The organism is Desulfoscipio geothermicus DSM 3669, from assembly GCF_900115975.1.
Classification (GTDB): Bacteria; Bacillota; Desulfotomaculia; order Desulfotomaculales; family Desulfallaceae; genus Desulfoscipio; species Desulfoscipio geothermicus.
The window spans coordinates 17149-36859 of sequence record NZ_FOYM01000033.1 but is presented as its reverse complement, the minus strand read 5'-3'; the positions used below and the strand labels follow the sequence as shown (position 1 = coordinate 36859).

Below are 19711 nucleotides of genomic sequence, written 5' to 3'. Positions count from 1 at the left end.
CCAAGTCCTATCTCAGGCTGGCCAAAGAGTTTCAGGGACGTTCCTACGATTCCATGGTGGCGCACACTACCATCGTGTTCATCCGATACATCATGCTGGCTCTGGAGAGCCGAAACGGCGAAGACCCGAGAACCATCGGCAACCTCTTCTACATCTGCTGCGACGAGTTGCAGGATATCAGTCTGGTAGATGCGCTGCAGAGGATTTTCTCCCTGATGGAGCGGTTTTTACAAGAGCAGCTGCAACTGGCGGAGGCGGAGATCCGCAAGCTGATCGACTACTTGATCAGCAATTTACCCTCGTTTTTCAAGGAACGACTGGCTGCTTGTTACTGCGAAAGTTGAGTTAATAATATTAAAGAGGTGAAAGAAATGGAAGGGTGTAAAAATCTTGCCATAATGTGCATGGACTACCGGTTTCAGTCTACTACACATTCATGGTTGAAACAGCGAGGGTTCTATGAGCAATATGATGTAATATCAATTGCCGGGTCGTCATTAAATTTGCTCAACGATGCAGAGTTTAGAACATTTATTTTAAATCAAATTGATCTGGCGCATAAAAAGCACGGTATTGAAAGAGTCTTCATCTTTCATCATGAAGACTGTGCTGCTTTGGGAGACATTTCCATGGGTACTAAAGAGCAAGTCAAATGGCATCATGAAAAAATGAGCCAGGCAGAGAAAGTTATCCTTAATTATTTTCCTACTGTTAAAGTAGAGAAATATTTTATAAGTCATAAAGGGGTTTTTTACCCTGCAGGCTACAAAACTTTTGAAAAATGCAAGGAATGCAAAATGTCCTAAAACTGGGGCTTTCAACGGAGCAAGAAATGCTGGAATACTGAAGATGTATTAAGACGCTTAATTATTGATTAATCCCATTCGTGCATTCAAGAGCATTTAATTTAATAAAAGAAGGCCTCGTAGAATTACTGCGAGGCCTTAAAATATCTAACCGCTGTAATGTTGTCCATATTAAAACCCGGTCGGCCCCTTGGGGATGCGTCCGGTCTTGATGCACTCGCTACACAGGTGCCGGCTCAGGATTTTTTCTATCGGTAACAGGTTAAGTGCGCCCTTTTTATGAAATAAGGAAATATTAGGGTGATATTAGTATTAATGCCAATAAAGTAAGCCTGTAACTGGATTAAATTCCTAAATTTGTCCCATTTTTCTGAAAATGTGGTAGGCTTAGGTTTCCTTGAAAAGGACTTTCTGACCAGGTTCCTAGTGCCGGTAAACTGTAAAGGCAGCAACCAGGAAAACAATATAAAATACCCCGTTAAAGGCAAGTGTGGCCGGGCGTATTTCCTTTTTTATCCGCAGGCTCAGGTAAATCATCCCGGCACCTGCCAAAGCCAGCAAAGCACTCATAAGGGCCGGCTCGGATAATTCCCAAGGCATCATGGCTATGCCAAAGGCGGGGATCATGGAACCCTGAAACACCATGGCGCCGGTTATGTTGCCTATGGCCAGCGTGTCTTTGCAGTTACGCACCCAGATCAGACTGTTAAACTTTTCGGGTAGTTCCGTAGCAATGGGCGCTATAATGATGGACAGCACGAAAGGGGAGATGTGCAGTATTTCAGACAAATGCTTAATACCGTCCACAAACATGTGCGCCCCGGCAATAATGCCTCCCAGAGCCGCCACCACCTGAAACACGACCACCCCGGTAGACGGTTCCTTCAGCTTTTTAGCAAAATGCAAGGGTTTAAGTTCGGTATCACACAAAGTGGCCCCGTCCCGAAGCGTGCGGGCAACATAAAAAAAGTAAGTTAAGATCAGTAGTATAGCCACAGGGATTTTAAAACCCTGTGGTAGAAAAGCGGCCGCAATGGCTATCGTGTATACCAGTATAAAAAACCCCAGGTCACGCCTCATTATGGAAGGATTAATCAACATATACTCCCGCCGCTTGCCGTTCACTTTGTAAATCATTGCTGCAATGCCAACTATGGACAATGCCAACGTGGCCAGCATAAAGGGTGCCCCCAGTATGGCGCCGATCCCGATGTCGTGCACTGATTTCCCGGTACCGGACAAAATCGCAATGACTGGGATCATCGATTCCGGCAGGGCAGTTCCCACCGCTGCCAGGACACTTCCCACCGCTCCCTCTGATAATTTTAGTTTTTTACCCAGCCACTCGATACCGTTGGTGAAGATTTCCGCGCTCAGCAGTATTAGTGATAAACCACCAACTAAAAAAAGTACTGTCAGCATAATCATATCCTTTCTAAACAATATTAAGTAAACAGCCTTAGCATAGAAAAAGCGAGACCTTCACGCACGATAACGTGAAGGTCTCGCTTAGCTGTTTCTGATAAGCTATGTCAAACCGGACCCGACGGTCGTATTGACGATTTGACAACCCGGCAAGCCGGGCAGCTACTCCCCTTAGTGAGTTATTGTACAGGGTAAAGGGCATATAGTCAATATGCGACCATAATGAAAACTGTCAACAATAGTTTAACGGTTGAAAAAATTATGTTGTAGTAATAAATTTTTTTACTCATACGGCTCCTTTCACTTGGGCAAAAACAAATAAACCAACCCTTCAAAATATTGAAGAGTTGGTTTACTCGAAAACTGACATTGAATTGCCCTTTCAAGTATTATAGCATGCTCTTAAATTAAAAGATGTTGTTCTGGATTTCATTGATATGCGACTGGGCGATGCTGGCGCCGATTGGCCCGGCGGTGGTTTTCAACAACAGGGCACAGGCCGTGTGGTCCGGGTTTTCCACTTGCAAGCCCCGGATATCCCGGCCGGGGGAATCACAATTGGTGCGGCAATAAAAGTAAAAAAACACAAAAAAATTGTGGTAAGATGTAGGGAACAATAGTAATTAACCGTTACAGCTCATTAACTTATGATAAAATTTCCGTAACACTGATCTTACGGGAGGGGTTTACAGCAATGTTCATCGAACAGGGGCCGATCAGGCCGCCCAGCGAAGCCGGCAGCCTGCTTATCCGGGTGACCCGCAACTGTCCCTGGAACAGGTGCGCTTTTTGTAAAACATATAAAAAAGAAAAATTCAGCCGCCGCCCCTTGGCGGATATACTGCAAGACATAGATACCGTCCGCCGGGTGGCGGAACAGGTGGAGCAGATGTCCCGGCAGCAAGGACCGGCGGGGCGGGTGACCGCCGAAGTGGTGCAGGAGGCGGGCGCGCGCCACGGACACCTGCATTACCACGTGGCCGCCTGGCTGTATTACGGCGGTAAAAGCGTTTTTTTACAGGACGCCAATTCATTAATAGTAAAAACCGCCGAACTGGTGCAAATTATTAAGTATATCCGTTCAGTTTTTCCGGCGGTGGACAGGATAACCACCTACGCCCGGGCCAATACGGCGGCCCGGAAAACCGAGGGCGAACTCCGGGAACTGCGGGAAGCCGGCCTGAGCAGAATCCACATGGGTATGGAATCGGGCTCGGACACGGTTTTAAAATTTATCCAAAAGGGTATCACCGCCGCCGATCTGCTGGAGGCCGCCCGGAAAATCAGGGGCGCGGGCCTGTCGCTGTGCTGGTATATCATGCCCGGCCTGGGCGGCAGGGAATATTCCCGGGAGCACGCCCTGGAAACCGCGGCGGTTATTAATGCGGGCAACCCGGATTTCATCCGCTTCAGAACCCTGTCGGTGCTTAAAGGGACCCCGCTGTACGAGATGATGAAAAACGGTGAGTTTACTCCGCTGGAAGAGGATGAAGCGGTGGAGGAACAGCGCCTGCTGCTGGCGTCCCTGCAGGGGGTGACCACCGCGGTGGTCAGCGACCATATTTTGAACCTGCTGCAGGAACTGGAGGGCACGCTGCCCGGCGACAAGGACAGGATGCTGGGCATTATCGACCGCTACCTGGCCCTGTCGCCGGCAGAAAAGGCCAATTACCAGCTGGGCCGGCGGGCCGGTGTTTACGCAGCGTTGGACGACATGAAAAACCCGAACCGGTACCGGTACGTGGAAAAACTGCTGCGGGACGTGGACGGCCCCGAGTCGCTGCAAAAAACGCTGGATCGGATCCGCCGGCAGTTTGTGTAGGCATTTGGTGCCAGGTGTTGAAAGTTGAAAATCTTCGATTTTCAACTTTCAACACCTGGCACCTGCTAATAACCAGGAAGCTCCCACCTCTTGGGGTAGGAGAGATTTACGAATTATAGCGGCGGAGGGATTAATATGCCCGGCGAACACGGACGGGAAAAAGGCGGCGGGTCGAATAAAATAAAAATCGGCCGCCTATACGTCGACCCCATATTTTTGCTCGTTTTTTTATTTTTTGCGGCCAGTGCCGGTTTGCTGCTGTTTTTCCTCTGGCTGGCCAGTTAAAACCGGTAAAATGTATAAATCGAAGAATAATTTTAATATAAATATTGACATAAAAAAATAATTGCAATAAGATTATCCTTAATAGTGAAATAGATCACAAAATATTACGGAAAGGTGGTGAAAGGGCATATAACAGGTGGATGTTTTATGCCCGTTTGCATGGGGAGGACTAGTATTAAAACCAAGCTGGCCATGGCCACCGCAGCATTGATCATTCTCGCAGTTTTATTGATTGGTTACTTATAGTACAATAAGTCCCGGGCCATGCTGGTGGATTACACCCGGGAGAGGCTGTTGACCGACGGACGGATTTATGCGGACATGATTGACAAATATGTGTACGAGCGGAGCAAAGACATTATCATCATGGCCAAACATCCCAAATTGACAACCATGGATGTCCCGGCGGCGGAAAAGTCGGCGGTGCTGCAAAGTTTCAAAAAGGATTACGGTTACTACGACTCCATTTCCCTGACGGACGCTGCGGGATTGCAGATTGCCGACAGTGACGGCCACGTGGGGGTGATGAAGAACGACAAGGACTGGTATAAAACCGCTGTAAAAGGCGATTTGTACATATCGGACGTGCGCATGTCCGTGGACCTGCAGAAGCCGGTATTAAGCTTTGCCCACCCCGTGCGGGACGCCGGCGGCGATATTATCGGGGTGTTGACCAGCCGCCTGGTGCTGGAAAACACCATTTGGGCCATGGTGGACGATTTCGCCGCCCTGCAAAAGGAAACCGGCAAAACAGGATATGCCTTTTTGGTCAACAACCAGGGAATGATCATGGCGCACCCCAACAGGGAAATGGTACTGCGGGACAATATTTTGGAGATGGAAATTCCAGGGCTGAAAGCCGCCGGTGAAAAAATGGTGCGGGGCGATAGCGGGTTTGCCCGGTATACTTACGAAGGGGTGGACAAATACGTGGCCTACGTGCCCCTGGACGGGTGGGGCGAGTATGAAGGCAAGGGCTGGTCCGTTGCCCTGACCTCGCCGGTGAAAGACTTTCTTACCCCGGTATATGTTATGCGCCGGTATAATGCAACCCTGGGCATTATGGTGGTATTGGCCGGCGCGGCGCTGGCGCTTTTGACGGCCCGGCATTTGCTGCGGCCCGTAAATTTGCTGCTGGAAAGTGTCCGGCAGGTGGCGCGGGGTGATTTAACCAGAACGGTTGCGGTCGAGACCGGGGATGAAATCGGCGAACTGGCCGGCGCCTTCAACCAAATGACAGACAGCCTGCGGAATATTATCGGTAAATTACAGGACAACTCGCTGAAAATTTCATCCCACAGCCAGGAACTGGCCGCCTCCGCCCAGGAAGTGAGCGCCACCATGGAAGAGGTGGCCGGTACCACCAACGAATTGGCGGCCACCTCGGCCTCCAGTGCGGAAAACGCCCGGTCGGCGGGGCAAGAGTCCGAGCGCATGCGGGAAATGGCCGAAAACGGCAGCGCCGCCGTGGGGCAGGCCCTGGAGAAAATCAACGCCATCGCCGAAAACAGCAAGCGGATATCCCGGGCGGTGCATGAACTGGGCGAGCAGTCCGGGCGTATCGGACAAATTATCGGCACCATCACCGGCATTGCCGACCAGACCAACCTGCTGGCCCTGAACGCGGCCATCGAGGCGGCCAGGGCCGGTGAGCACGGCCGGGGTTTCGCCGTGGTGGCCGAGGAAGTGCGCAAGCTGGCGGAACAGTCCGGGCAGGCCGCCGGTGAAATCACCGGGCTGGTACAGCAGGTGCAGGCAGGCGTAAACGGGGCCATAACAGCCATGGACCGCGGGGTGACCGAGGTGGATGAAGGTGTCCGGCTGGCGGCCGGGGCGGAAACGGCGCTCCGGGAAATAATAGAATCGGTCCGGCACAATACCGGCATGATCAAGGACCTTTCCACCGGCGCGGACCAGGTTAACGAAGGCACCCAGCACTTGTCGGCGGCCAGCCAGCAAATAACCTCCACTGTACAGCAGGTTTCCGGTGCGGCCCAGGAACTGGCCGGGGTGGCGGCGGAACTGCAGCGGGTGGTGGAGGGCTTTAAGTTGGATTCCGGTTCGGAACGGGGTTGATATATGGGTGCGGCGCCGGGTTATCCAGGCGGTTGACTGTTCCCCGGCGGGCAGTCGGCCGCCTCCGGAAAAAAGGGGGGGGGATTATGCGTTTATATGTCGATAAAAGGATGCTGGCCGCTTTTCTGGCTATTTTGGCAGGCACCCTGTTGATGGCTTGTTTTGTCATCCAGTGGCTGGTGCGGCTGCACAGCAACACCGCGCTGGTGGGCAAACAGGTGGAAAAAGTGGTAAGTATCGGAAAGATAAAAGAAAACATTATGGCCCAATCCCAATCTATGAATATGTACATTATCAGCGGCAAGCCCGAACACCTGGCGGATTTCAGGCAACTGGCGCGGGCTAACGCCCGCCTGGAAGACGAACTGATCACTGTTATCCGGGATGCCCGTAAACCTTTGGCCCGCAATATCAAGATATTGAATGAAGAGTACAATAATTATTGTGAACAAAGGGTTGTGCCCCTGGTGACAAAAGGCGCCGGGTTGCCGGAAGAGCTGAAGTGGCAGTTATTCGGGCTGAACAATGAACTATTGCGCGCGGTTGACACGGTGCAGGAAATGCGCCTGGCGGATACTTTCGCTGTTGCCGGAACCGCTGTGGCGAACAGCCGGCGGGTGATGGCCGTGGGCGTGGTGTTTACTGTGTTGGGTCTTTTTACCGGTATATTTGCCAGTCTGGCCACCTCGCGCAAGTTTTTGGAAGAGCATGGTTTTTACCGGTCTATATTGCGCACCACCAGGAACGCAGTTGTTGCCATCGACCGTAAAGGCATTATAAAAACATTTAACCAGGTGGCCGAGCAAATTTTTGAAATCAACCGCTCGGCGGTGTTGGGCCGGCATTATGCATATATATTCAGCGATGAAAAAACAGAAAATTGGGTAAAATGCGTTTTTCCGATACCTGAAGTGATGGCTCACGGCCGGGGCATATGCAGTCAGGAATATTACCTGACGGCGCAGGACGGATGGGAGATGGTGCTTAACGTTGACTGCCTGCCCCTGGAAAAAGAAAAAAGCGGTACCGGTGTTATCTTGATAGCCAGGGAGATCACCGAGCGCAAGGCTTTGGAAGAAAAGCTGTATGGTTTGACGCTGCGGGACGGGCTGACCGGTTTATACAATCACAGCTATTTGCAAAAGGCATTGAACAGAGAAGTGAAGAAAAGCATCGAGCAGAATAAATCCCTGGCCTTTATGCTGCTCGACATTGATAACTTCAAATATTACAACGATCACTTCGGCCATCCGGCCGGTGACGAGTTGCTGAAGGAATTTGCCCGGATATTATTAAAACATACCCGCGCCTCCGATATTGTGGGCCGGTACGGAGGTGATGAATTCGGTATTGTTTTGCCCGATAGCGACTACCGGATTGCCTGGCGCATCGGAGAGCGGTTGCGATGCCAGATTGCGGAACATCCTTTTCAGTATAAAGAACAACTACCCGGGGGAAGTTTGACCGTAAGCATCGGCATTGCCCTTTACCCGCAGCACGCCGCCGGTGTCCGGGATTTGATTAAAATGGCTGACGAAGCCATGTATCACGCCAAGCGCAATGCCAAAAACCGGGTGCAGGTATACTTTGCAGCTATTGGTCAATTTCAAAATATATTAAGCAAAAGCCGCGGCGATTTAACCAATTCATTACGGGCCATCGGCGACCTGATTAAAGATAAAGACCGCTATATTTTTATTCATTCAACAAATGTGGCGGAATACGCGGCGGCACTGGCCGGCGATTTGCAATTGCCTCCGAAAGAGGTAGCCCTTATCAAAGCGGCCGCTTTTCTGCATGATATCGGCAAACTGGAAGTCCCCGGTGAAATTCTGTTCAAACCGGGCAAGTTTGAAGAGGCCCAATGGCGGGTAATGAAACAACATCCCCGCTGGGGGTGCAATATACTGGCGTCATTTGACCTGTTCAGGGAAATTATCCCCTTTGTGCTGCATCATCATGAAAGATATGACGGCAGTGGATACCCGTCCGGGTTGGCCGGAGAGGGAATACCCCTGGGGGCGCGGATCATTGCTGTCGCGGATAGCTTTGATGCCATGACGATGCCCAGGCCTTATAAAAGAAATTTATCTTTGGATGAGGCGATACTGGAACTGCACAGAAATAAGGGCAGTCAGTTTGACCCCCGGTTGGTCGATAGGTTTATTCAAATTTTAGAGAGCAGGAGGGAAAGTATTTGTCGGGTAATCAGTGAAAAGCGGTCTCGGGAACCCGTTGCAATACCAAGTTGAAATATGTATTGTGATTTAACTGTTCCCCGGCGGGCAGTCGGCCGCCTCCGGAAAAAAGGGGGAAAAAGGGGACTGGCTCCGATTCAAAAAACGAATCGGAGCCAGTCCCCTTTTTCCCCCTTTTTGCTACCGGCCCGGGTGGCGGGATACGGCCAGCAGGTAGATTTCCTGGCCGGCCCCGGCGTTGTTTATTTCCTTCTCTGCGCTGACCAGGCGATTTAGCTGATCCTCGGTCAATTTGGCCACTTCCATGCCCTTGGCATCAATACCGGTCATTGGGCGATAACCTCCTTTTTTATAGTATTGTTACCGGGGATAAAATTTTTTATCAATCTTAACAGAATTAATTATTGACCGGGCTGTCCGCGGAAAATATAATAGTTGGCGAGAACGGTTTTCTTTATCAATTTACTGGAGGCCTGGCGCGCATGCTGTTGGATAAAGTGAAGCGGGGCGACCTGATCAAGATAATTTCCATTGCCGATGCCGGGATCAAACAGCGTGCTCTCCGCATGGGTATTGTTGAAGGGGTGGTATTGACCTGCGCCGAAGTGATTCCCGCCGGTCCGGTGGTGCTCGGCAAACTCAGGCAGGAAATCGCCGTTGGCAGGAGTTTGGCCCGCCATATTGATGTGGAGTTGCTGTCCCGGGCGGGAGAAACAATACCGGTCGCCACCCGGCTGAAAAGCGAAGTTTGTTAAAGCGTGTGTGCGAAAAGGAACACACAATACGAGGATTTTAAGGCGGCGAAGTTTTGCAGAGCGGTAGGCCGTACACTCATATGCAACGCCCGGGGGGACCGGGCTTTTCTGGTTTTACTCCATTTTTTTTACTGCATTATTTTCAGGATGAGGACTTAACAATGGTAGTGAAAAACAAGGCGGAAGGTCAAAAGATAATAGTTCTCGCGGGCAACCCCAATGTGGGCAAGTCGGTGTGCTTTCACCGGCTGACCGGACAGTACGTAGATGTATCCAATTTCCCCGGCACCACCATGGAATTTTGCTGCGGTAAACTGGGGAACGACTTTTTGGTGGACACCCCCGGGGTTTACGGGCTGTCGGCTTTAAATGCCGAAGAAGTCCTGGTACGGGATGCCGTGCTGAGCGCCGACCTGGTGATCAACGTGGTGGACGCGGTGCACCTGGACCGTGATCTTTTTCTTACCTGCCAGCTTGTGGATATGGGAGTGCCGATGATGGTGGCCCTTAATATGGTGGACGAACTGCCGGAACGCGGTTTGGAACTGGATGCCGGCGTGCTGGAAAACCGGTTGGGCGTGCCCGTGGTGCCCACGGTGGCCACAACCGGCGCCGGCATTGACCTGTTAAAGGAACAGCTGTTCCGGGCCCGGCCCGGCCAGCCTGATACCCCGGTGGAAAAAATATTGGGACGTTACCCCAACCTCTCCCGGAGCGAGGCGCTCCTGGTGTCGGAGGGGGATGCGGAGGTGGCCGCCCGCCACGGGCTGGACCCCGGCGACGAAAAGGAAAAAATCTATGCCGCGAGACGCAACCGGGTTAACGACATCTGTGCCGCCGTGCTATGGGAGCGGGGCGCTGACGCGGCGTGGGCCACCCGGCTGGGACACTGGTTGATCAGGCCGGTGACCGGCATCCCGCTGCTGCTGGTGACCTTATGGCTGATGTACGAACTGGTGGGCGTTTTTTTTGCCCAGACCGTGGTGGGTTACACTGAAGGAGTAATCATGAGCGGTTATTACGAGCCGCTGGTACGCTCATTGCTTGGCCGGGTAATGGACCTGCATTCCCCGGCGGGGGTAATAATGGCCGGGCAGTTCGGGCTGTTGACCATGGCTGTTACCTATTTATTGGGACTGCTGTTGCCGTTGGTATTGGGGTTTTACCTGGTGCTTTCCCTGCTGGAGGATTCCGGGTACTTGCCAAGGATCGCTATTTTAATGGACCGGGTCATGGGTTACCTGGGGCTGAACGGTCAGGCTGTAATCCCGGTGGTGCTGGGCTTTGGCTGCGTGACCATGGCCATCATCACCACCCGGCTTTTGCCCGGACGGCGGGAGCGGCGCATCGCCACTTTTTTGCTGGCCCTGTCGGTACCCTGTTCGGCTCAACTGGCTTTTGTGGCGGCCATACTGGGTTCTCTGGGTCCGGGGTACATGTTTTTATATGGATTTATCATATTCAGCATCATGGCCGGAGTGGGCACCGTACTGGACCGGTTGTTGCCCGGGTCCACCGCGCCGCTGCTTCTGGACCTGCCCTCCATGCGCATACCCCGCCCTGGCAATGTGCTGCTTAAAACCTGGACCAGAACTTTCGGTTTCATCAAAGAAGCCTTCCCCATTTTCCTGGGCGGCGCGCTGCTGCTGAGCTTACTGCGCGTAACCGGGCTGATGGAAAAAATCCAGCAGTTATTGGAGCCTCTTACCACGGGCTGGCTCTTTTTACCCAGGGAAACCGCCGGTGCCATCATCATGGGCTTTATCCGGCGGGATTTCGGCACCGCCGGGGTCATGGAAATTCCCATGGAACCGCTGCAAGTTTTTGTGGCGCTGGTGACCCTGACCATGTTTGTGCCCTGTATCGCTTCCACGCTGGTGATTTTCAAGGAGCGGGGCTGGCGGGAGGGCGCGGTGATGTGGCTGCTTATTCTTGCGCTGGCCTTCCTGGGGGGCGGCCTTTTGGCCCGCGTGGTCTTTTTCGCCCGGGCGATAAGCCCGGCCGTGACCCTGCCGCTTACCGCCCTGGCGGTGACGCTGGCCCTGGCGCCGGTAGTGCTGCTCTCCCGCCGGCGGCAAAGAGTTGGATGAATAGGAGTAGATGAAGTGACAAACAAGGCACTGGCACTGGCTTTATTATGTTTAATCCTGGCAGCGATTTATCCGGCGGTTCCCGTTATGGCATCCCCGGCCACCCCCCCGTCGCCGGTGGGGGAGGCTGTGCTGGTGATGGACGCCGCCGGCGGGCAGGTATTGTATAGTAAAAATGCTGACCAAAAAATGTATCCCGCCAGCACCACCAAAATTATGACCGCCCTGGTGGCCCTGGAAAAATCGTCATTGGCGGATATGGTCACGGTGAGCGAACGGGCGGCGAAGGTGGGCGGTACGCGTATCGGTCTGCAGCCGGGCGAACAGGTAAAAATGGAACACCTGCTGTACATGCTGATGCTCAGTTCCGCCAATGATGCCGCGGTGGCCATAGCCGAGCACGTGGGCGGATCGGTGCCGGGCTTCGCTGATATGATGAACGCCCGGGCCCGGGAAATCGGGGCGCGCCATACCCACTTTGTCAACCCGAACGGCATGCCTGATGAGGACCATTATACCACCGCCCGCGATCTGGCCCTGATCAGCCGGGCGGCCATGCAAAACGAAACCTTCCGCCGGATTGTAAGCACGGTAAATTATAAAGTGGCGCGCAAAGAAAACATGAAACCCGAAGTGCTGGAAAAGGTTCAGGAACTGGAGCGGATTTACGGGCCGGTGCAGGAGGATTTCTTTAACCACAACAAGCTGCTGTGGCACAATTATTACGGCTACCGGGGGGCCAACGGCATCAAAACCGGTTATACCGTGGATGCGGGCCAGTGCATTGCGGCATCGGCCAGGCGGGGCGACCGGGAATTGATTGCGGTGGTATTGAACAGCCAGGGCGCCAACTTGTGGACCGATGCGGCTATGCTGCTGGATTACGGGTTTGAAAACTTCACTCCGGTGGCGCTGGTCAAACCGCGGGAAATAATCACCGACGCAGCGGTGCAATACGGTACGGCCAGGGCCGTGCTGGAAACGGCGGGATTTTTGTATTACAACTTTCCCACCGGGGAGGACCCGCGGGTAACCCGCCGTGTGGAGTTGAATAAAAATATATCCGCCCCGCTGGAGGCCGGGGAACAGCTCGGTGAACTGGTTCTTGAATCGGAGGGTCGGGAACTGGGCCGGGTGCCGCTGGTGACGGTGCACCCGGTAGCGCGCAAGCTTTCCAGTTACTGGTGGTTCCGGGCCGGGGCGGTGCCGGCCGCGCTGGTACTGCTGAAAGCAATGGCGGCGATATTCAGGTTCCGGCGCAGGCGGCGACCCCGGGGGCGGGTGGTATACTTGAGGAAAAGGGACCGCTGGTAATGGCGGTCCCTTAAAAGTCTACCGGACAATCAGCACCGGGCAGGGCGCGTGCCGGACAACCCGTTTACTGACGCTGCCCATTAAAAATTCCGTTATGGGATTCAAACCCCGGCTGCCGATAACGATTAGGTCGAATTTGGTTAAATTATAAACCCGTCATTTTGTGAAGTCAATCACAATTATGGCAAAAAGTAGTCCGGACGATGCAATTTAACGTAAGCGGTCGGGCACTACCAGCCGGACCAGGGCGGTAAAATGATAAATTACCGGCAGAACGACCAGGCTGCTGGTTATGTTGAACAGGGTGTGCGCGTTGGCCACCTGGCGGGGCAGGCTGTCCGCCGTGCAGCCCGCCAGCAGGGCAAAGGGGTATAGCAGGGGCAGAAACAGCAGTGCGCCCAGAACGTTCAACAGCACGTGGGCGGCGGCTACCTGTTTGCCGGCCCTGGAGCCGCTCAAACTGGCCAGCACGGCGGTGATGCAGGTGCCGATGTTGTTGCCCAGCACTATGGCCACGGCGGTGGGCAGCTCTATTAAATTCTGGTTGGAAAGCAGCATTACAATACCCGTGGCGGCGGCGCTGCTGTGCAGCAGGGCGGCGGCCAGCGCGCCGGCCACTACTGACAGGGCCGCATTGCGCTGCAGGGAGACCAGGGCTCCGGTAAACCACGGGGCATGTTGAAGGGGTGCCAGTGCCGCGGCCATTAGATGGAGCCCCGCGAAAACCGCCCCGAAACCAAACAGCGCCCGCCCAAGTTGGCCGTAGGGATTTTGGCGGCCCAGCAACCATAAAACAGCGCCTGCCGCCGCCGCGGGCAGGGCCAGGTGCAATAAATCAAAGGATATCAATTGCACTGTGATGCAGGTTCCGACGTTGGCCCCCAGCAGGATGCCGACGGCCTGGACCAGGTTGAGCAGACCGGCGTTGACAAAACCGACAGTGAGCACGGATATGGCGGTGCTGCTCTGGGCCAGCATGGTTAACACCATTCCGGTCAGGGCCGCCGTTACCGGGGTGGCCGTAAGGTTGGCCAGCGCCCGGCGCATCTTTTCCCGGGAAAGATTTTCCAACCCCACCTTCATTACATTCATGCCTTTGAGCAGCATATACAGGCCGGTGCAAACTCCCAATACAGTAAACAAGGCCGGGCCTCCTCGCCTGGTTTTATTATATCTTTTTATGGTATCAACCGGGCGGATATGCCAAAAAGGTTGGCGGGATTACTGAAGCGGGCCGTAAGGCCCCCGACTTCAACCGTGGGGAGAAGTCAAACAGGCCAAAATCGCAAAAAAAAACCCGCTAGGAAAACGGGGAAAAGAGAGGAGGCAGTTGTTTTTTCCTTGGTTAAGCATATTATATAAGATTGTAAATGTGAAATCAAGCACAATATAAATTTTTTAAATGAACAAATGTCCATATTGACAGAAACGAACGATTACGTATATACTAATTCAAAGAAACTTCTGGTGGTGGTTTTTATGCGCGGGATTATTGGTGAAGTGGAAGAAAAACTGCGCGCCAACGAGTACAAGATGACTCCCAAACGGGAGGAAGTCCTGCGGGTGCTGCTGGAAAACAAAGACAAACACCTCAGCGCCGAGGAAGTTTATAATCTGGTGAAAAAAAAGGCTCCCGATGTGGGTCTGGCCACCGTATACCGCACCCTGGAGCTGTTCACCAACTTTGACATCATTCACAGCATGGATTTTGGTGACGGGCGCAAACGTTATGAATACGGGGCCGAAAGCAACAACGGGCACCGGCATCACCATTTAATCTGTATTGAGTGCGGCCGGATAATTGAGGTGAATGAAGATTTGCTGGATGACCTGGAGGAGCGGGTCAGTAAAACCTATGACTTTAACATCAGTGATCACGAATTGAAAATATTCGGCCGGTGCCGGGATTGCATGAAAAGATAAAATAGTAACCATTCTCCATGTCGGGTGACATGGTTTTTATTTATTTGCATTATATGGTATTATGTGCTGAGATGGGAGGTGCTTAAATGTCCTATCAGTTACAAGATCGACATGAACAAAGCTGTTATAAGGATTTTTTGGAGTTGCCGGAAGATAAAAAATATGAAATTATAGACGGTGTTCTTTTCGCTATGGCCCCGTCACCGACAACAGAGCACCAGAGGGTTTTGCGAAAACTTTTCGTGCATATGGCAAATTTTTTAACGGGTAAAGATTGTGAAGTTTTGTGTTTACCTTATGATGTGTTGTTACCGGAAGGCAATGAAAAAACAGAGGACGTTAAAACAGTTGTGCAGCCCGATATACTGGTTGTATGCGACAAGACCAAATTAACCGACAAACATTGCATAGGCGCGCCTGATTTAATAATCGAAATCGTCTCTCCATCATCGCCATCCATGGATTATGTAAAAAAATTAAACCTTTATGAAAAACACAGGGTTGGAGAATACTGGATTGTCAACTATACTCGCAAACAGGTGATGGTTTACAGGCTGCTGACAAGCGGAGAATATGGCGAGCCGGAAATATATATGGAGGGTATGGTAAACTCGGGGGTTTTCCGGGATTTTGCTGTAAATTTACGGGATATATTTAAGTAATGGCGGGCTGGTTCTCTCCGGTATTTGGTCCGTAATAATTTAAAGGGTGATCGATATGAATGAGAGAGAAAAAAGAATTATGGAATTGGAAGAACAAATTGCCGACCTGAAAAAAAGGCTGCCGGCCCATTCTGTAAAACCGGCCATGATCAGCAGACTGGAAGAATTGGAGGAAGAATTGGAGCGCTTGAAAGATAAGGAATAGTCACAAACTGCCGCCGTTTCATATATTGATAGTACCTTGAAACGGGACGGTGGTTTTTTTATGTCTACCAGGCCGCTGGTGGGACTGGCTTTGGGTGGCGGGGTTGTGCGGGGAATGGCCCATGTCGGGGTGTTGAAGGTTTTGAAAAGGGCCGGCATCCCGGTGCACATGGTGGCGGGAACCAGTTCGGGAAGCATTGTGGCGGCGCTGCTCGCTACAGGTAACAGCCCGGAACGTATTGAAGAAATAGCCCTGTCACTGCGTGCCCGGGACGTGTTTGACTTCGGGTCCACGCTGGTCAACCTGATGCTGATAGGTGGTAAAGTTATTGCGGATTTTTTTGGTTTACCATTCCCTTTTCGCCGGCCGCTGGGACTGATGAAGGGGAACAAACTGGAGGCGTGGGTGAACAGGCTGGTGGGCAGGGAGCGGTTATTCGGGGAAACCATTATGCCCCTGGGCATCACCGCAGTGGACGTGCGGAACGGCCGGCTGGTGGTTTTCATGGAAGGAAAAACAACCACCCGCACGGTGTTGCCGCCGGATGACGCCTTTATCAAAGGGCAGCCCGTGGCGCTGGCGGTGCGGGCCAGCACCGCGGTGCCCGGCATTTTTGAACCGGTGCAACTGGGGGACCGCCTGCTGGTGGACGGCGGGGTGCGCGATAACGTGCCGGCTTACGTGCTGCGTAAAATGGGGGCGGATTTCGTCATTGCCGTGGATGTGGGGTATGACGGGAAATTACAGCATAACATCGGCAATATTATCGATGTATTGATCCAGAGTTTTGATATAGTGATGTCCGAGACTATCAATATGAAATTGGAGCATTATGCCGATGTAGTGATCAGGCCGGCTATTAATATGGACCCGTGGGATTTCAGCCGGGCCGGGTATTGTGTCGGCCAGGGTGAACTGGCGGCGTCCAAGGCGCTGGAGGAGATAAAAAGTAAATTTGCAAAAGTAAGGAGTACGTAGGTTGGTGCCAGGTGTTGAAAGTTGAAAATCTTCGATTTTCAACTTTCAACACCTGGCACCTATCAAGGCGGCGAAGGCTTTGAGGATCGGAGCGTATATACAATACGTAAGCACCGCAAAAGTCGAGCCAACGCAGTTGGGAATGCGCGCATTATTCAGTTCCCTTAGCGCGTGCATTCCCATACTTTGATTAATACCCTTGCCATAAATATGGCAAGGGTATTAATCAAAGTGAAATTCGAAGTGGATCTCGCGCGGACTTGTCGAGCATCCTCTACAAGGTTAACTTTGACACCCCTTTCCGGCCGGGGTTATAATGAATTGTGTTTAATTTACGGTTATCAGTTGTTAAATGTAAGGCATTAATTTGTATATTTTTACAATTTGAGTTGTTGGGAGGGTTTTTTTTGCAATTTACACCGCAAGGACTGGCTACCGGCATCGGCAGCATGCCGTTTACGGAACCGGGTGCAGCGCTGCGCCTGATAAAGGAGAACCTGCCCGTTATCCCCCACTGGCCGCAATTACCCCGGCGGGGCGGCGATGAGGGTTTTGTGCACCAATTTTTGGACCCGCTGGTGCGGATGGGGCTCCTGGAAAAGCGGGGGGATAAAGTGATTTTTCCGGTGGATAACCCGGCCTGGCCCGACCGGCTGACCGAGTTCTATTCCACATACCTGGCTGCTGAATCGGGGGATTCGCAGGCCCTGGGGATGTTCGCCTTCCCTCCGGCGTCGGCCGCGGGCTTCTACGCCTTTATGGAAGAAATGCGGGCCAACGGAACCGGGCCGGCGCGCTATCTCAAGGGACACCTGGCCGGGCCCCTGACCATCGGCTTCCAACTGAAGGACGAGCGTGGCCGCCTGGCCTATTACGAGGATCAGCTGCGGGATGTGCTGGTGAAAACGCTGGCCATGCACGCCCGCTGGCAGGCGGCGGAACTGGGCAAGCTGGGGCTGCCGGCCATTATCTTCGTGGACGAGCCCGGTATCAGGGTGTACGGCAGCAGCAGCTACATCACCGTAACCCGGGAAATGGTGCTCAATGACCTGAACGCCATTTTCGCCGCCATCCACGCCGCCGGCGGGCTGGCGGGGGTGCACTCCTGCGACGCCATCGACTGGTCAGTGCTGTTCGAGGCCGACCTGGAAATAGTCAATCTGGACACCTACCAGTTCGGCGATTCGCTGTTTCCTTACGCCAGGGAGATGAAAAGCTATCTGGAGCGGGGCGGTGTAATGGCCTGGGGCATCGTGCCCACTTTCGATAAAGCTTACGAAGAGGACGCCGGCACACTTTTGGCCCGGCTGGAAAACCTCTGGGTGGAATTGACTCACCGGGGTATGGACCGGCAAGTGCTGCTGCGCCAGAGCCTGATCACCCCCGCCTGTGGCACCGGGCTTTTGGAACCCGAACTGGCCGAGCGGATATACAGCCTGACCCGGGAAATTTCGCACAGAATAAGGGAAAACAAATAGGGAAAAAGGGGACAGGCTACTTTTCCTGGCAAAAACAGGCAATAAAGAAGTGGAAAAAGGGGACAGGCTACTTTTTCGCTTTTTGAAAAAGTTGCCTGTCCCCTTTTTCCCAAGTCGGGGTAGCCGGCTTTGGTGCCGGGTGTTGAAAGTTGAAAAATCTTCGATTTTCAACTTTCAACACCCGGCACCTATCAAGGCGGCGAAGGCTTTGAGGAACGGAGCGAATAGTTTCCCAAATCCATAGACAAGTGAGGTCTTACCCATGCTTCTACCTGATTACCATATACATACTTGCCGCTGTGGACATGCCACCGGGGAAATGAAGGAATACGTGGAGCGGGCCATTGAACTGGGCCTGCCGGAAATCGGCTTTGCCGACCATCTACCCATGTACTGGTTGGCGGAAAAGGAGCGGGACCCGGGAATAGCTATGACATCCGAACAGCTTCCCGAATACGTGGCTGAAGTAGAAAAACTGCGGGCCGCCAACCCGGAAATACCCATTAGGCTCGGCATCGAGGCTGATTACATACCGGGCCGCGAGGCAGAGTTAGAGAAAATACTAAAAGCCTACCCTTTTGACTACGTGCTGGGTTCCATCCATTTTATAGACGGGTGGGGTTTTGATAACCCCGCTTACATTGACCGGTACCGGCACTGTGACCTAGATGCACTTTACCGGAGATATTTCCAACTATTACAGCAGGCCGCCCAAAGCCGGCTCTTTGATATAATGGCCCACCCGGATTTAATTAAAAAGTTCGGATACAAGCCGCAGGGGGATGTGCAGGGAGTATACGAAGAAACCGCCCGGGTATTTGCCGAGACAGGTGTATGTGTGGAGATTAATACCGCCGGGCTAAGAGCACCGGTGGAAGAGATGTACCCCTCTTTCGGCTTTCTGCAGGCGTGTCGAAATCACGGTGTCTCGGTAACCACCGGCTCTGACGCCCATACCCCGGAGCAGGTGGGGTATCAATTCGACAAAGCCCTGGAACTAATAACAAAAGTAGGCTATACTAAAGTGTCATTAGTATGAGTTTTTAGGAGAAACCAGCTGAATATGCTTTAAATGCCAGAGGCTGACAGCCCTGGTTTATTTTTTTTGTGCTGCTAGTTTGGTGCTGTTCAGGAAAAAATTTTCCGGGACTATGGAACTATTGAAGGAATAACCAAATCAATATAGAATAGTAAGTGGTACAAAGTGGGGGAAAGTGGTTTTCAAGTGTAAGCCAGTGGGGTGCCCGGCATGTTTTTGGGGGAGTACCAGCATAACATAGACGCCAAGGGAAGGCTCATTATTCCAGCCCGTCTCCGCGAAGGCTTGGGCGATAAATTCATCATTACCAAGGGTTTGGACAGCTGCCTGTTTGCGTACCCCATGGAAGAATGGTCCGCGCTGGAACAGAAAATGCGGTCCCTGCCCTTTACACGCGCAGATGCCCGGGCCTTCGTCAGGTTTTTCTTTGCCGGCGCCACCGAATGTGAAATAGATAAGCAGGGACGCATACTGGTTCCGGCCAACTTGCGGGAATACGCCGGTCTGGAAAAGGAAGTGGTGGTCATCGGCGTTTCCAACCGCGTTGAATTATGGTCCAGAGAACGTTGGGAAAAATATAATGAAGAATCTGCCTCATCTGTTGAAGAGATTGCCGAGAAGATTGTGGATTTTGATTTGGGCATATAATAAGCAT

Annotated in this window: 18 protein-coding genes and 2 pseudogenes; 16 read left to right on the top strand and 4 right to left on the bottom strand. The window is 52.6% G+C overall.

Annotated features, from left to right (window positions below; genetic code table 11):
* Both BM299_RS19500 and BM299_RS16075 read left to right on the top strand, forming a co-directional pair.
* A pseudogene (locus BM299_RS19500) lies at positions 1 to 344 on the top strand (IS4 family transposase); the annotation flags it as partial.
* 27 nt (positions 345 to 371) lie between these two features.
* Positions 372 to 806: a carbonic anhydrase gene (locus BM299_RS16075; protein ID WP_092486740.1), complete on the top strand. Its 435-nt coding sequence runs from the start codon at positions 372 to 374 to the stop codon at positions 804 to 806.
* Positions 807 to 1229: 423 nt separating this feature from the next.
* On the opposite strand, the gene BM299_RS16070 is transcribed toward BM299_RS16075, so the two are convergent.
* Positions 1230 to 2228, bottom strand: coding sequence for a sodium:calcium antiporter (locus BM299_RS16070; protein WP_092486737.1), 999 nt, complete (start codon positions 2226 to 2228; stop codon positions 1230 to 1232).
* Positions 2229 to 2925: 697 nt separating this feature from the next.
* Here BM299_RS16070 and BM299_RS16060 point away from each other — a divergent pair.
* The 4 genes from BM299_RS16060 to BM299_RS16050 all read left to right on the top strand — a co-directional run bounded on the left by BM299_RS16060 (position 2926) and on the right by BM299_RS16050 (position 8666).
* A complete protein-coding gene (locus BM299_RS16060) occupies positions 2926 to 4053 on the top strand; it encodes a radical SAM protein (RefSeq protein ID WP_092486732.1) in 1128 nt (375 codons plus the stop codon).
* A 135-nt stretch (positions 4054 to 4188) separates the two neighbouring features.
* The gene (locus BM299_RS19495) at positions 4189 to 4338 is read left to right on the top strand and encodes a hypothetical protein (RefSeq protein ID WP_165608381.1); all 150 of its coding nucleotides are present in this window, start codon (positions 4189 to 4191) and stop codon (positions 4336 to 4338) included.
* 264 nt (positions 4339 to 4602) lie between these two features.
* Positions 4603 to 6414 (top strand): methyl-accepting chemotaxis protein, encoded by a 1812-nt coding sequence (locus BM299_RS16055; protein ID WP_092486729.1) that lies wholly within the window; start codon positions 4603 to 4605, stop codon positions 6412 to 6414.
* Positions 6415 to 6500: 86 nt separating this feature from the next.
* Positions 6501 to 8666 (top strand): diguanylate cyclase, encoded by a 2166-nt coding sequence (locus BM299_RS16050; RefSeq protein WP_131820665.1) that lies wholly within the window; start codon positions 6501 to 6503, stop codon positions 8664 to 8666.
* Between the two features lie 126 nt (positions 8667 to 8792).
* On the opposite strand, the gene BM299_RS19490 is transcribed toward BM299_RS16050, so the two are convergent.
* A complete protein-coding gene (locus tag BM299_RS19490; protein ID WP_165608380.1) occupies positions 8793 to 8942 on the bottom strand; it encodes a hypothetical protein in 150 nt (49 codons plus the stop codon).
* A gap of 152 nt (positions 8943 to 9094) precedes the next feature.
* Between BM299_RS19490 and BM299_RS16045 the strand changes: the two genes are divergently transcribed.
* The 3 genes from BM299_RS16045 (at position 9095) to BM299_RS16035 (ending at position 12771) form a co-directional block, all read left to right on the top strand.
* The gene (locus tag BM299_RS16045) at positions 9095 to 9367 is read left to right on the top strand and encodes a FeoA family protein (protein WP_092486754.1); all 273 of its coding nucleotides are present in this window, start codon (positions 9095 to 9097) and stop codon (positions 9365 to 9367) included.
* 161 nt (positions 9368 to 9528) lie between these two features.
* Positions 9529 to 11457, top strand: a complete 1929-nt coding sequence (gene feoB / locus BM299_RS16040) for a ferrous iron transport protein B (RefSeq protein ID WP_092486751.1) — start codon at positions 9529 to 9531, stop codon at positions 11455 to 11457.
* Positions 11458 to 11472: 15 nt separating this feature from the next.
* Positions 11473 to 12771 carry a D-alanyl-D-alanine carboxypeptidase family protein gene (locus BM299_RS16035; RefSeq protein WP_092486723.1) on the top strand — a complete coding sequence of 433 codons (1299 nt, stop codon included), beginning with the start codon at positions 11473 to 11475 and terminating at the stop codon, positions 12769 to 12771.
* A gap of 18 nt (positions 12772 to 12789) precedes the next feature.
* Here BM299_RS16035 and BM299_RS16030 read toward each other — a convergent pair.
* Positions 12790 to 12906 (bottom strand): annotated as a pseudogene (locus BM299_RS16030) (universal stress protein); the annotation flags it as partial.
* Positions 12907 to 12981: 75 nt separating this feature from the next.
* A complete protein-coding gene (locus BM299_RS16025) occupies positions 12982 to 13914 on the bottom strand; it encodes a Na/Pi cotransporter family protein (protein ID WP_092486717.1) in 933 nt (310 codons plus the stop codon).
* A 336-nt stretch (positions 13915 to 14250) separates the two neighbouring features.
* Here BM299_RS16025 and BM299_RS16020 point away from each other — a divergent pair, with 336 nt between their 5' ends.
* The 7 genes from BM299_RS16020 (at position 14251) to mraZ (ending at position 19704) form a co-directional block, all read left to right on the top strand.
* The gene (locus tag BM299_RS16020; RefSeq protein ID WP_092486714.1) at positions 14251 to 14694 is read left to right on the top strand and encodes a Fur family transcriptional regulator; all 444 of its coding nucleotides are present in this window, start codon (positions 14251 to 14253) and stop codon (positions 14692 to 14694) included.
* Between the two features lie 86 nt (positions 14695 to 14780).
* Positions 14781 to 15356, top strand: coding sequence for a Uma2 family endonuclease (locus tag BM299_RS16015; RefSeq protein WP_092486711.1), 576 nt, complete (start codon positions 14781 to 14783; stop codon positions 15354 to 15356).
* A gap of 55 nt (positions 15357 to 15411) precedes the next feature.
* Entirely contained in the window at positions 15412 to 15561 is a 150-nt protein-coding gene (locus BM299_RS16010) for a histidine kinase (RefSeq protein WP_092486707.1), read from the top strand.
* 60 nt (positions 15562 to 15621) lie between these two features.
* Complete coding sequence (locus BM299_RS16005; RefSeq protein WP_092486704.1) at positions 15622 to 16539, top strand: patatin-like phospholipase family protein; 918 nt, start codon at positions 15622 to 15624, stop codon at positions 16537 to 16539.
* A 407-nt stretch (positions 16540 to 16946) separates the two neighbouring features.
* Positions 16947 to 18017 carry a uroporphyrinogen decarboxylase/cobalamine-independent methonine synthase family protein gene (locus tag BM299_RS16000; RefSeq protein ID WP_165608379.1) on the top strand — a complete coding sequence of 357 codons (1071 nt, stop codon included), beginning with the start codon at positions 16947 to 16949 and terminating at the stop codon, positions 18015 to 18017.
* A gap of 262 nt (positions 18018 to 18279) precedes the next feature.
* On the top strand, positions 18280 to 19056 hold the full coding sequence (locus BM299_RS15995) for a histidinol-phosphatase HisJ family protein (RefSeq protein WP_092486701.1): 777 nt from the start codon (positions 18280 to 18282) through the stop codon (positions 19054 to 19056).
* Positions 19057 to 19266: 210 nt separating this feature from the next.
* On the top strand, positions 19267 to 19704 hold the full coding sequence (mraZ, locus tag BM299_RS15990) for a division/cell wall cluster transcriptional repressor MraZ (RefSeq protein ID WP_092486698.1): 438 nt from the start codon (positions 19267 to 19269) through the stop codon (positions 19702 to 19704).
* The last annotated feature ends 7 nt before the right edge of the window (positions 19705 to 19711 follow it).